We start from the raw sequence: 12,307 nt of genomic DNA, 5'->3' as shown, positions 1-12,307 counted from the left end.
TTCCTCGCCGTCGCGATCGTCGCGCATATCCTGACCTGGATGGCGGCACCCTGGGGCATCTGAGCCCTCCGGTCGCTTTCTTAAATTAAGGAGATTTCGCCATGAAAATATGGCTCATTTTCGATCCGCGGCGGGCCCTGATCGGTCTTGCTGCATTTCTACTGGTGTTGGCGCTGCTGATCCATTTCGTGCTGCTGGGCACCGACAAGTACAACTGGCTCGACGGCGATTTCGGCAGGACCGAGCAGGTCGATGTGGTGGTTCCGGTGATGCCGGCGCAGGGCATGCAGACCGCGCCCGGCCCGATGGCCCCCGGCGCGGCAACGGATGCGCAACCGATGCAGCAGGCACCCGGCATGGCGGCCTCTCCGGCACCTGCTCCCGCCGTGGCCCCTTCGGATGCGGTGCAGTAACGCAGCCGAATTCCTTTCGCACGGGGCCGGTCGCTGCCGGCCCCGGCGGTTACATTTCCAAGATGCCGCCCGCCTCGCGAACCGCGTGCGGCACCAGATGACGTTTCGGCAATGAGGGTGAAAGGTCGGATGCGATGAGCATGCTCAGTTTCGAACCGAAATATCGTGTCCGCGGGGGGACGCTGATCGGCGGAGACCTGTTCGATTTCTGGGTCGGGCCGTTCTATGTCGGCTTCTTCGGCGTGACGACGCTCTTCTGCGCCCTGCTCGGTACGCTGCTGATCATCTACGGTGCCTCGATCGGCCACGCGGATACGATCTGGCAGATCACCATCGCGCCGCCACCGCTCAAATACGGGCTGGGCATCGCGCCCCTGCGCGAAGGCGGGCTATGGCAGCTCATCACCGTTTGCGCGATCGGCGCCTTCGTGTCCTGGGCGCTGCGACAGGCCGAGATCGCGCGCAAGCTGGGCATGGGCTATCATGTGCCGATCGGCTTCGGCTTCGCAATTTTCGCCTATGTCAGCCTAGTCGTGATCCGCCCGATGCTGCTGGGCGCATGGTGGCACGGCTTCCCCTACGGGATCATCGCGCATCTCGATTGGGTGTCGAACGTGGGCTACCAGTTCTATCACTTCCACTACAATCCGCTGCATATCGTGGCGGTGACCTGTTTCTTCACGACGACGCTGTTCCTGGCCATGCATGGCGGGCTGGTGCTGTCGGCCGTCAACCCGGGCAAGAACCAGGAGGTGAAGTTCGCGGAGCATGAAAACGCCTGGGCGCGCGATGCGATCTTCTATTCGGTCGGCGAGATTGGCATCCACCGTGCCGGATACCTGCTGGCGCTCAGCGCCGGGTTCTTCAGCGCCGCGTGCATGATCATCAGCGGTCCGTTCATGGTCCGCGGCTGGCCGTATTTCTTCGACTGGTACCTGCAGCTGCCGATCTGGAACAATCTGGGCCATTTCGGCTGAGGAGCGCACGATGGGTTTCAACTATTCCTATTACGAGAGCTTCTACAGCCAGATCCAGCTGCGCGGTGAGGTCGCGGGAGAGCCGGCGATGCAGGGCGACAACGAACCGCGCATTCAGAAGCACTTCTTCTCCTATTGGCTGGGCAAGATCGGCGACCCTCAGCTGGGTCCGTTCTATCTGGGTTGGGAAGGTATCTTCTCGCTCATTTTCGGGTTCGCCGCGTTCGAGATCATCGGGCTCAATTTCGCGGCGGCGAATGGCTGGAACCCCATCCGGTTCGCGAAGGGGATCATCTGGGATTCGGTCGATCCGCCGGCCGCCTCGAACGGGCTGCACCTCTTTCCCGCGCTGAATGAGGGCGGCTGGTGGCTGATCACCGGGTTCTGCCTGACGGTTTCGATCCTGCTGTGGTGGGTGCGAATCTATCGCCGCGCGAAATCGCTCGGCATGGGCAGCCACGTGTCGCTCGCCTTCGGCTGCGCGATCTTCCTCTATCTGTCGCTGGGCATCATCCGCCCGGTGCTGATGGGCGATTTTTCGGAAGCGCCGCCGTTCGGGATCATCCCGCACCTGAACTGGACCGCCACGGTCTCGGTCACCTACGGCAACTGGTACTACAACCCGTTCCACATGCTCTCGATCGTGTTCCTGTATGGTTCCACCTTGCTGTTCGCGATGCATGGTGGCACGATCCTGGCGACGGCCCGCTACGGTAGCGAGCGCGAAAGCCGCGAGATCGTGGACCGCGGCACCGCTGCCGAGCGTGCGGCGCTGTTCTGGCGCTGGACCATGGGTTTCAACGCGACGATGGAATCGATCCACCGCTGGGCGTGGTGGTTCGCGGTGCTGACCGTGATCACCGGCAGCATCGGCGTGCTGCTGACGGGCACAGTGGTCGACAACTGGTATTTGTGGGGCATGAAGCACGGTCTGGTTACCGATTTCCAGTACCCCTACGGGCCCACGCCACAGCCGGTCGATCCGGTCATGACAGTGCCAGCGCCGGGAGTGGGGCAATGAAATACGGGCCGGTCATTTTCGCCCTGGCGCTTGCCGTGCTAGCATTCGTGCTGCTGGTGCCGCCATGGATCAGCCCAGCCAATGTCGGCACGACCCAGATCGGGCCCGACGCTTCGGCCATGGGGCTCTATATCGACGAGCGCGAATCGGCGAAGCCTGCGGTGCAGCCCGAGTTTATGCTCGCGAGCCTGGAAACGAGTTCCGGCGGTCAGGGTGGCTACACTAATCTGCAGGTCCTGAACGGAGAGGCACCTGCCGAGATCGACCGCACCATGCGCGCGCTGACCGCCTGGGTCGCGCCAGAGCAGGGCTGCGGCTTCTGCCATGGCGGGCAGAGCGGGCCGAACGCGAACTGGGCGGCAGATTATCCGCGCAAGGAAGTCGCGCGCCAGATGCTGCGCATGGTTCGCGATGTGAACAGCCGGTGGACCAACCATGTCGGCAGCCAGGGCGTCACCTGCTTCAGCTGCCATCAAGGCAAGAACGTGCCCGAATACAAGTGGTTCATTACACCCAAGCCCACACCGCCGCTGGGCGGTATGGCCGGCAAGCCGCAGGAGTGGCACACCAAGGCGACGACGATCCGCGACTTCTTTCCCTCGACCCCCGAGGAGCTGTATCTGCTGAAGGGCGAACCGGCCAAGCTGGTGCAAGCGCGCCAGCCGTTGGTAGGCGGACCGGTGCCGCAAAATCACAATCTTGAGGCCGGCGAGAACGTCTATATCCTCATGATGCAGATGTCGCAGGGGATCGGGGTGAACTGTACCTTCTGTCACCAGAGCCGGGCGCTATTCGACTGGTCGCAAAGCCCCCCCAATCGCCTGAACGGTTATTCCGGTATCAAGATGACCCTCGATCTCAACCAGCGTGTATTTTCGCAGTTGGGGCCGATCGCCTCGACCGAGGCGAAGGGTCAGCTTGGCGACCCGGCGAAGATAAACTGCGCCTCATGCCATAATCAGCACCAGAAACCGGCAGGTGGCATGACCACGACCTATTATCCCGCGCTGGTGGGTCCCGCGGTTCCCGCCCCGGCCAATCCCGTCGCCGCGGCCAACCCCGGGATCTGGCAACTGGCGCGTCATCCGCGGGTGGGGCCCGTGCAAGAAGCACGGCGGTAGCGCCGCTTCTGCCGCATTGCGTGTACCGGCATTGCTTTGCTATCGGCCCGTGCAATGGGAAAGCATCCGTGGCTGGGGGCTAAGATGACAACTAAGAACGTGGGCGAGCTCTCACACGAGCTCAAGAATGCCGAGCAACAGATCGTCGCGCTCAAGAGCATCGTCGGCCGCGCCGCCGACGCACTCGATACGCTTGCGGAGGCGGACTGCGACGAGGCGGCGGTCGCCAATGCCGAGAAGCGGGCGGATCAGCTGCGCGATATCGCGCGGGGCTGATCGTATTCTCCTTCGCCTACAGCGCGGTCAGGGCCGTTCGCGGTCCCTCGGCGCGGTGCCGTCAGCTGCCCCGCCGCGATGCAGGACGAAGGCGGCGATCGACAGCAACAGAATGGCCGACGCCTCGAAGACTATGTTTTCGGGCGCCATGTCCTTGCTTTGCAGGACCACCAGGCGGGCCAGCGCTGTGATCGCGATCAGGATCGGATAGGTGAAGGTCGCGGTGCGGCCGATATAGAAGACCGCGACCATCGCGATGACTTCGGTAAACAGGAACATCAGCAGGATGTCCGCGAGCGTGATCTCGCCGCTGCGCACGACATAGAGGATCAGTTGCGCCGCCGCGACGAAAGTCATCGCGCCGGTGGCGAGCAAAAGGATGCGGGCGGTCCATCGGAAAAGCCCGGTGACCAGCCGATATTCCATGCTGTCGGGATGCGGGTCGGGTTGGTGTTCCGACCGTTCGCTCGCCAGCGCATCGATACGGTCCCCGGTCATCGCCCTGAACCTACGCGGCCTGCTCGACCCGGGCGAGCGCACACTGGCTCCATAGCTCGCTCAGCGCGCCCACCAGCGCATCGATATGGGCGCGGGTGTGGAACGGCGAGGGAGTGAAGCGCAGGCGCTCGGTGCCCCGCGGCACGGTTGGGTAATTGATCGGCTGGACGTAGATGCCGTGGTGTTCCAGCAGCCAGTCCGACAGGCGGCGACATTTTTCCGCATCGCCGATCATCACCGGCACGATATGGCTCTCGTTCGCCATGTGCGGAATTCCGGCGAGATCGAGCTTGCGGCGCAGATAGGCGACCTGTTCGCGCTGGCCCTGCCGCTCTGCACCGCTTTCCTTCAGGTAGCGGATGCTGGCGGTCGCACCGGCGGCGAGCACCGGGGGCAGGGCGGTGGTGAAGATGAACCCGCTGGCGAAGCTGCGGATGAAGTCGCACAGACTCGCGGAGGCGGCGATATAGCCGCCCATCACGCCCACCGCCTTGCCCAGCGTACCTTCGATGACGGTCAACCGTTCCATCAGGCCGCGTTCTTCCGCCACACCGCCGCCGCGCGGGCCGTAGAGGCCCACCGCGTGCACCTCGTCCAGATAGGTTAGTGCGCCGTGTTTTTCAGCGACGTCGCAGATTTCGTCGATTGGGGCGATGTCGCCGTCCATCGAATAGACGCTCTCGAAGGCGACGATCTTGGGGCGGGTGGGATCGAGCGCGGCCAGCTTGCGGTCGAGATCGTCGGCGTCGTTGTGCTTCCAGATGATCTTTTCGGCGCGGCTATGGCGCACGCCCTCAATCATGCTGGCGTGGTTCATCTCGTCCGACAGGATCACCGCATTGGGCAAACGGGCGCCGAGCGTCGAAAGCGTCGTCCAGTTGGACACGTATCCGGAACTGAACAGCAGCGCCGCTTCCTTGCCGTGCCAGTCGGCCAGTTCGCGCTCCAGTTCGACATGGGCGTGCGTGGTCCCGCTGATATTGCGCGTGCCGCCCGCGCCCGCGCCGTAATGTGCCAGCGCGGCCTGCATCGCCTCCAGAACCATCGGGTTCTGTCCCTGGCCCAGGTAATCGTTAGAGCACCAGACGGTTACGTCCTTCGGCCCACCGGACGCACCGTGGTGCCTCGCCTTGGGGAAATGCCCCGCCTCTCGCTCGAGATCGGCGAAATAGCGGTAGTTCCCCGCCTCGCGGAGCTGGTCCAGCTGCTGGTCGAAAAGGGCGTCGAAATTCATGGGTGTCTCCGGGAAAGCCTGTCGCGGCGAACGGGTCTCGTCAGCGTTGGGGGTGATGGCCGGCTGGGTCGCAGCTCTAGCCATGGCGCATGGCGGGGGCGGTCCGCGGGCCGAAAGGACGCGCAGGCCCGATCCCGCGGTTCGATCCGCGCCCGACAATTCCGGCGGTGCGCCGCTCTGCTTGCGCGCTTTGAGTGCCACGGCCCACAAGCCCAACAGCGGATTGGGCAGCACCATCAGCCAGTGTTCCAGCACCGCCAATGCCATCATCGCGCTCAGCGCGGCGTAGCCGGCCTGCTCGAACGGTGTCGCGTCCGCTGCGAATGCCATTTCGCCGACATAGACGGTCATCACAGTCGATACGGTGACGGATACCGGGAACAGCAGATTGACCGCGCGATCGCCGAAATAGCTGCCCAGATAGGCCATGTGATCGGGCAGCAGCTCCTGGTTCAGATTGCGCACGCCCAGATAGACGTTGAGCTTCGCTGACAGGTGCATCCACCACAGGACCAGAAAGGTCCATGTCCCGAACTGGTTCGGCTGTCCCCAGGTGAGCGCGACGATCACGGCCGCGCAGGCGAGGATCGCGAGTTCGTGCCACAGGCAGGTGCCGACCGCTTGGCCGAAATGCCGCCACCCGCGCTCCTTCGCGGTGCAGGCAGTCTGGCGCGGACCGGTGATGAGGCCCAGGTAGAAGGTGATCGTCTGCCACGCCCAGGCCAGCAGCCCGCACAGGAACGCCAGATAGGCGGTGGTTACCGAAGTCTCCCCGGCCGTCGCGTGCAGGCCCCACAGGCTCGCGCCCAGCAGTACGGTGGCACCGAAAGCGCTGTATTTGAACGTGTGCCGCTTCAGCCCGTCCAGATAGAGAATCGCGGCCGTGGAAACCCACCACAGTGCCAGCGAGACCAGCAGGGCGATCGCGATCGTCATGGGCGGGGGGCGCGGCGCATCACCACGCCGGCTGCAACCGGCTGGTGACGGGCGGGGTGTTGGACACGGGGCGCATCAAATAAAGACCCGCAAATTGCGCGGCGGCGCGCGCGGCGAGCAGCGGCAGCTTCGCTTTCGCAAGCCCGCCTTTGGCCCGCGCCTCGTCCATGGCCTCCGAAGTGAGCCGCAGCGCCTCGAGCTTGCGCCAGAAGCGCGGATCGTCGCTGTCCGGGACGCTCGGGAACACCTGTTTCGATACTTCGCTGGTGATCCCGAAGACTCGCCTGGCGTAATCCTTCGGATCGATGCCCAGCGCCGCGAAGAAGGCGGGTCGCTTGTGGTCGCGGATATACATGGTCGCGTAGACCGCGAGCTGAAAGAAGCGCGTCCAGCGGGCGTTGATTCCGCTGGTAAGCTTCGGGTCGGACCGCATCAGCAGCGCGAATGCCTCGCCATGCCGGAACTCGTCGTTGCACCACTGTTCGAACCAGTTGAAGATGGGGTGGAAGCACCGCTCCGGATGGCGCTGGAGATGGCGGTATATGGTAATGTAGCGTGCGTATCCGATCTTCTCGGAGAGATAGGTCGCGTAGAAGATGAATTTCGGCTGGAAGAACGTGTATTGCTTCTCGCGGGTCAGGAAGCCGAGGTTCACGCCCAGGCCGTAATCCTTCAGCGCATCGTTGATGAAGCCGGCATGGCGGCTCTCGTCGCGGGCCATGTACTGGAACAGCGCGCAGATGTCGGGGTTGGAGCCGCGCCGCTTCATTTCGGCGTACAGCACGCAGCCCGAGAATTCGGCGGTCAGCGAGCTGACGAGGAAATCGACCAGTTCTTTCGCCAGTTCGGGGTCGAGCTGGCCCAGCGCCTTGGCATCCCAGTCGGCGATGCCGTTCTCGCGCTTGAAATGGCGCTTGTTGCCGTCTTCGGCCAGTTCGGCGAGCAGGGCGTCCCATTCGTCGCGCACCAGCGACACGTCGGTCGCATCGAGCTTGTCGAAATCGGTGGTGTAGAAGCGCGGATTGAGCAGCGTGTCGACCTGCGCCATGCGGGTGGTGTCGTTGGCATGCTTGGGCTCGATGCGCGACTGATAGGTCATGCGGGTTCTCCCTCAAAACCGACTTCGTAGAGTTCGGTAAGCTCCCACTGGCGGACGTAGCGGGCCCAGAAGGCGCGCAGCGGCCCAGCGCGGCGTATCGTCGCGGTGCGCCTCTCGCGGTGGCTCTCGCCGTAGGGCACGACGATCGGCGCGCCGTGCACCAGCACCCGGTCGCCGGGGTTGAGAGCGGTTTCGCCATCAAGCACGACATGCGCCCCTAACGCTTCGAAGCGGTTCTCCACCTCCACCGTGCAGCCAATATCGAAGCGGCGGCTCATCGCGCGCCCGCCGGCAGCAAGGCGTCGAACGCATGCCCGTTCTCCCCGCCGAAGGCGGAGAGGCGGATGGTATAACCGGTTTCCGGATCGACCAGCATCCGCTGACCGTCATCGCCCATTTCCATCCGGATCGGGAGGCCGAGATCGACTCCGCGCCGGGTGCGCATGGTCAGAAGGCCGCGAACGATCAGGCGCGGGAACAGCTCCTTGCCTTCGCCCGCCAGCACCACGCGCTTGCCATCGGCACGCGTGGCGATCAGCGCAGGCACCGGATCGTCGCCGATATGGCCCGCCCCCGCCACAGTGAAGCTGGTGACGGGGTGCAGCGCGGCGACGTCTTCCTGCGTGATGCCCATTCCGGTGGCGCGCCCGGCGATGATCAGCGCGAGGCACAGCGCCAGGAAGCCGATGGTCATGAAAACGACCTCGCGCGGCACGCGGATCTTGTCGTGGTCGTGATGGTCGCCATGCTCCGGCGCAGGCGCTGGCGCGCGCGGGAGAGGGGGGAACTGCGCGTTCATGCGCCGACGCCGGCGAGCTTGCGCGGAGGCTGCATCGCCGGCTCGCGCACCGGTGCGCTAGCGGGCGCGGAGGTCTGCTCCGCCGCGGTCTGCGGCGTGCGCGGCGCGGTGTTGAAGGCAAACAGCGCATCGCCGATCCGCTCCGCCACCATGGCCGCATCGGGCAGCGCGCGCAGCGCGGGCTGGGGCGTAGTCAGGCGGAACGCGCGCGCATGCGGCCACAGATTGATGTAATGAAGCCCGCCCACATCCTTTACCACGAAGGCGATATCGCCCACCCCCTTGCGTCCGCGCGGGCGGATCGAGGCATCGATGATGGCGGAAAGCGGGATCGAGATCGTGCGGTCGTAGGCAATGCCGATATGCATGATGATACGCCGGTCGGTCAGCGTGTAGGTGCTGGTCCTCGCCATCAGCAGGCCGATCAGCGCCAGGATGCCGAGCCCCACCATCCCGACCGGGATCGCGAGCATCGCCAGCCCGATCGACTGACCCATCGGCCAGCCGCTGTCGCGCAGGCCCCACACGGTCATCAGCACCAGCAGCGCGAGATATGCCCAGACGAAGCGGAAGCGGAAGACGACCGCGCCCATCGCGCGCGGCGACGGGTGGCCCTGCCACAGGATCTTCTCGCCGGGCGGCAGCGGGCGATCGAGCCCCGCCTGGCGTTCCAAGTCGGTGCGGTTCATGCGATCGGCTGGTTTCATATCAGCGGCTCCGAGCGTTCGGGGGTGGCGAAGCGGATGCCGCCGCCGAAATAGGCGCGGATTCGCTGTTCTTCCTGCGAAGTGACCATGGTGTCGGACTTGCGACCGGGAATGTTGGCGAATTGCGCACCGGTGATCGCGGCACTGCGCACCTCGCCCGCCTTGCGATTGACGCCCACGAATTCGATCGGGACCAGCACGCGGAATGGCGGGGGCGGGGTGGCGCGTTCGGCCTCGTACTGTTCGCCACCCTTCGAATGGCTTGGATCGCTGCCCGCGCGCCGCGCCGCTTCCGCGACGATGCGATCGGATTCGGTCGGGGTGCGTTGCGTTTCGGTTTCAGCGTAGATCACGTCCACTTCGGTGATGTCGATCGACCGGGTGGGGGTCTCGACATGCTCTTCGGTCACGATTGCGGCGACCGGTTCGAGCTCGGTCTCCCCCACATCGTCGTAGGTTGGTTCGGCCACGCTGCGCGTCTCGCTCATGGCCGGAGACAGTGCGACCTCGAGGAAGCGGGCATGATGCTCCGCCCGGTCGGCCCAGATATCGACCACTTCGCCCGCGACCTGCTTGTCGCAGCCCAGGATCGGCATCCCGCGCGGATCGGCATCCAGATGTGCCACGGTGAAATTTTCGAGCCAGCGCAAGGGCCGGAACACCGGTTGCCCGTCATAGCTGAGGTCGGGATGGTCGGCGCGTTCGACCCAGCTCGCCGCGCCGGTGCGCGACAGCAGGGGGTCGCCGCGCGGCACCAGCGGGCCACCCATGCCGCCGATCCAGTCGCCGTGCACTGGGTCTGGCGCGTCGGGGCCGGGCGCGTACTTGTCGGGCAAGCCGTGCGGCATCCGGAACAGCTTGGGTTTGGGCAGGCCGGGGAAGCCGACGATATCGACCCGGGGCCGGGCGCGATCGCGCGGGTCCTGGACCAGCGGATAGCCCTCGCGCTTGTCCTCGCGGCGCAGGTAGAACACCAGCCCGAGAAAGAAGATGAAGAACAGGATGACCAGCAGCAAGGGCAGGTCGAACCCCGAAAAATACCCGCCGTCGGTAAAACCGCCGACGCCGCCAGTGGCTATCATCATCACGGCCTCCTCTGTCGTACTGGAAATGTCATGCCGGGAATTCCTCTATTCCGAAGCCCCGCCGTGCCCCGCGCGTCCGGCTGACCAGTGGCCCGAGCGCCACCAGAGCGCAGAACAGCAGCAGGATTTCGAGGTGGTAGACGAAGCCGTAAGCCAGATCTGGGCGCCCGCCGAACGGGGCCCAGGCATGGACGAGATCGCGCAGCGCCCCGCCGAACCCGACCGCCAGGCCCACCGCCAGCGCCTGCGCGGTCCCCCACGCGCCCATGGCAAAGCCAAACCGCTCGCTTTCCGCCAGCGCGGTCGCCGCGGCCAGCAGCGATACGCTCGCCAGTCCACCGCCGAGCCCGATCAGCGCGACGCCCGCGACGAAGATCGGCGTGCTGACCAGCGGCCCGGCGAAGATCACCAGGCTGAAGGCGGGAATTCCGATCAGCACGCCGCGCGTCGCCAGCAGACAATTGTCGACCCCGCGGCTCATCGCGCGCGCGGCCAGGCCGAAGCCGCACAGCGTCGCCAGCGCCCAGATCGCGGTAAGCAGCGTCGTCTGCGACACGCTGAGGCCCAGCACCTCGCCGCCATAGGGCTCCAGCAGCACGTCCTGCATGTTGAAGCCTGCGGTCACCAGCATCACGCCGACCAGCAGGCGCCGGGCCCGTCCGCCGCGGTCGAAGGCCCGCCATGCCTCTCGCAAAGTGACCGAAGGGGCCTCTTCCGGCGCGCTGCCGCGCTGTTCCTGCTTCCACAGGGCAACCGTGTTCAGCGCGACGACGAAGATCGCGCAATAGCCGACGGTGGCGAACAGCGTTCCATAGGTGAAGTTCGACAATGTCGCCCCGAAGAGCAAAGATCCCGCCGCCATGGCCAACAAAAGCACCACGTAGAGCAGGGCGACAACGCGCGGGCGCTGCTTGGCCGGGGCCAGATCGCAGGCGAGCGCCAGACCGGCGGTCTGCGTCACATGAATGCCCATGCCGATCAGGAAGAAGGCGAGCAGCACGCCGATCCGCCCGGCGATCGCCTGCGCCACGGTGCCGGTCAGCAGGGTCAGCGAGATCGGCGTCAGCGCCAGCCCGCCGAACAGCGCCATGCTGCCGAACCAGATATAGGGCACCCGCCGCCAGCCGAAGGCCGATCTGTGCTGGTCGGACTTCAGCCCGAACAGTGCCCGCAGCGGTGCCAGCAGCAGGGGCAGCGCGATGAACAGCGCGACCTGCCAGGTGGGAATGCCGATCTCCACGATCATCACGCGGTTGAGCGTGCCGTTCAGCAGCACCATTGCCAGTCCCACGCTGACCTGGATCAGCGAGAGGCGGAACAGACGCGCGCCGGGCAGGCCGCGTGCGGCATCGGCGAACGGCATCCATTCGTGCGGGATGGCGCGCCAGGCGCGCACCGCGAGGGGAAGGCGGGCCCGCCCGCTCACCGCCGGACCAGCTCCTGCATTTGGCTGGCGTAGAACCCGCTCGCGACACGCTCGCAATGGCCCTGCCGCCAATCGCCCAGCTGCGGCGTGCGCGCGATCGCCTGGGCCAGCCGGTCGGGCGCGATGGGCGAGAGGGCCGGTGAGCGGTTGCCGCGCGGGAACAGTTGCCCCGCCGCGTGCATCGCCGCCAGCAGCCGGGTGCGCGGCGCGATTGTGAAGAGGATCGAGCGTTCGATCCGCGGCGCGAGCCGGGCCAGCGCGGCGACGATATCGTCCCGCTCGTAATGGATCAGGCTGTCCATGAAGATGGCGTGGGTGAATTCGCCCAGCTCGGGATCGAGCATGTCGCCCGCCAGATATTCGATCCGGTTCGCCACCCCCGCCTTGAGCGCGCGGTCATGCGCGACCTCGATCAGGCGCGGGGAGACGTCGATCGCGGTCACCGCCGCGCCGCGCTGCGCCGCCTCGATCGCCAGAGCGCCGGTGCCGCAGCCCGCGTCGAGCAGGCTCGTGCCGGTCAGTTCGTCAGGCAGGAGAGAAAGGAGCAGCGCGCGCATCCGGTCGCGGCCCGCGCGCACCGTGGCGCGGATGCGACCGACCGGCGCGTCGCTGGTCAGCGCTTCCCACTGCGCGGCGGCGGTGGAATCGAAATAGGTGGTCAGGTCCGCCTTCTTCGCTTCGTAGCGGGTGTCGGAAAGAGCATGGCTTGCCATCG

At 65.7% G+C, this 12,307-nt stretch carries 14 protein-coding genes and 1 pseudogene; 5 read left to right on the top strand and 10 right to left on the bottom strand.

All coding sequences use genetic code 11. The features are described from left to right. The first annotated feature begins 101 nt into the window (after positions 1-101). From pufA to MKP08_RS13960, 5 genes are all read left to right on the top strand, one after another. A complete protein-coding gene (pufA, locus tag MKP08_RS13980) occupies positions 102-413 on the top strand; it encodes a light-harvesting antenna LH1, alpha subunit (RefSeq protein WP_255750286.1) in 312 nt (103 codons plus the stop codon). Positions 414-547: 134 nt separating this feature from the next. Next, positions 548-1,390, top strand: a complete 843-nt coding sequence (gene pufL, locus MKP08_RS13975) for a photosynthetic reaction center subunit L (RefSeq protein WP_241554356.1) — start codon at positions 548-550, stop codon at positions 1,388-1,390. Between the two features lie 10 nt (positions 1,391-1,400). Continuing rightward, complete coding sequence (gene pufM / locus MKP08_RS13970; RefSeq protein WP_241554355.1) at positions 1,401-2,411, top strand: photosynthetic reaction center subunit M; 1,011 nt, start codon at positions 1,401-1,403, stop codon at positions 2,409-2,411. Then, the gene (gene pufC / locus MKP08_RS13965) at positions 2,408-3,532 is read left to right on the top strand and encodes a photosynthetic reaction center cytochrome PufC (RefSeq protein WP_241554354.1); all 1,125 of its coding nucleotides are present in this window, start codon (positions 2,408-2,410) and stop codon (positions 3,530-3,532) included. Before pufM ends, pufC begins: the two co-directional genes overlap by 4 nt. 84 nt (positions 3,533-3,616) lie before the next feature. Beyond that, entirely contained in the window at positions 3,617-3,808 is a 192-nt protein-coding gene (locus MKP08_RS13960; RefSeq protein WP_241554353.1) for a hypothetical protein, read from the top strand. A 27-nt stretch (positions 3,809-3,835) separates the two neighbouring features. On the opposite strand, the gene MKP08_RS13955 is transcribed toward MKP08_RS13960, so the two are convergent. From MKP08_RS13955 to bchM, 10 genes and pseudogenes are all read right to left on the bottom strand, one after another. Beyond that, complete coding sequence (locus tag MKP08_RS13955) at positions 3,836-4,306, bottom strand: phosphate-starvation-inducible protein PsiE (protein WP_241554352.1); 471 nt, start codon at positions 4,304-4,306, stop codon at positions 3,836-3,838. 10 nt (positions 4,307-4,316) lie between these two features. Continuing rightward, entirely contained in the window at positions 4,317-5,540 is a 1,224-nt protein-coding gene (gene hemA, locus MKP08_RS13950) for a 5-aminolevulinate synthase (protein WP_241555617.1), read from the bottom strand. A 189-nt stretch (positions 5,541-5,729) separates the two neighbouring features. Beyond that, positions 5,730-6,476, bottom strand: a pseudogene (gene puhE / locus MKP08_RS13945) (putative photosynthetic complex assembly protein PuhE); the annotation flags it as partial. Between the two features lie 19 nt (positions 6,477-6,495). Beyond that, entirely contained in the window at positions 6,496-7,575 is a 1,080-nt protein-coding gene (acsF, locus tag MKP08_RS13940; protein ID WP_241554351.1) for a magnesium-protoporphyrin IX monomethyl ester (oxidative) cyclase, read from the bottom strand. Continuing rightward, a complete protein-coding gene (locus MKP08_RS13935) occupies positions 7,572-7,853 on the bottom strand; it encodes a hypothetical protein (RefSeq protein WP_241554350.1) in 282 nt (93 codons plus the stop codon). The genes acsF and MKP08_RS13935 overlap by 4 nt, the downstream gene beginning before the upstream one ends. Beyond that, the gene (gene puhC / locus MKP08_RS13930; protein ID WP_241554349.1) at positions 7,850-8,374 is read right to left on the bottom strand and encodes a photosynthetic complex assembly protein PuhC; all 525 of its coding nucleotides are present in this window, start codon (positions 8,372-8,374) and stop codon (positions 7,850-7,852) included. Before puhC ends, MKP08_RS13935 begins: the two co-directional genes overlap by 4 nt. Further along, positions 8,371-9,063, bottom strand: coding sequence for a photosynthetic complex putative assembly protein PuhB (puhB, locus tag MKP08_RS13925; RefSeq protein ID WP_241554348.1), 693 nt, complete (start codon positions 9,061-9,063; stop codon positions 8,371-8,373). The genes puhC and puhB overlap by 4 nt, the downstream gene beginning before the upstream one ends. Positions 9,064-9,077: 14 nt before the next feature. Beyond that, positions 9,078-10,166: a photosynthetic reaction center subunit H gene (gene puhA / locus MKP08_RS13920; protein WP_241554347.1), complete on the bottom strand. Its 1,089-nt coding sequence runs from the start codon at positions 10,164-10,166 to the stop codon at positions 9,078-9,080. A 28-nt stretch (positions 10,167-10,194) separates the two neighbouring features. Continuing rightward, complete coding sequence (locus MKP08_RS13915) at positions 10,195-11,592, bottom strand: BCD family MFS transporter (RefSeq protein WP_241554346.1); 1,398 nt, start codon at positions 11,590-11,592, stop codon at positions 10,195-10,197. Further along, complete coding sequence (gene bchM / locus MKP08_RS13910; protein ID WP_241554345.1) at positions 11,589-12,305, bottom strand: magnesium protoporphyrin IX methyltransferase; 717 nt, start codon at positions 12,303-12,305, stop codon at positions 11,589-11,591. Before bchM ends, MKP08_RS13915 begins: the two co-directional genes overlap by 4 nt. Positions 12,306-12,307: the final 2 nt, after the last annotated feature.

It is taken from the genome of Erythrobacter sp. LQ02-29 (assembly GCF_022576075.2).
Classification (GTDB): Bacteria; Pseudomonadota; Alphaproteobacteria; order Sphingomonadales; family Sphingomonadaceae; genus Alteriqipengyuania.
This window is presented reverse-complemented; position numbering and strand designations above follow the sequence as displayed.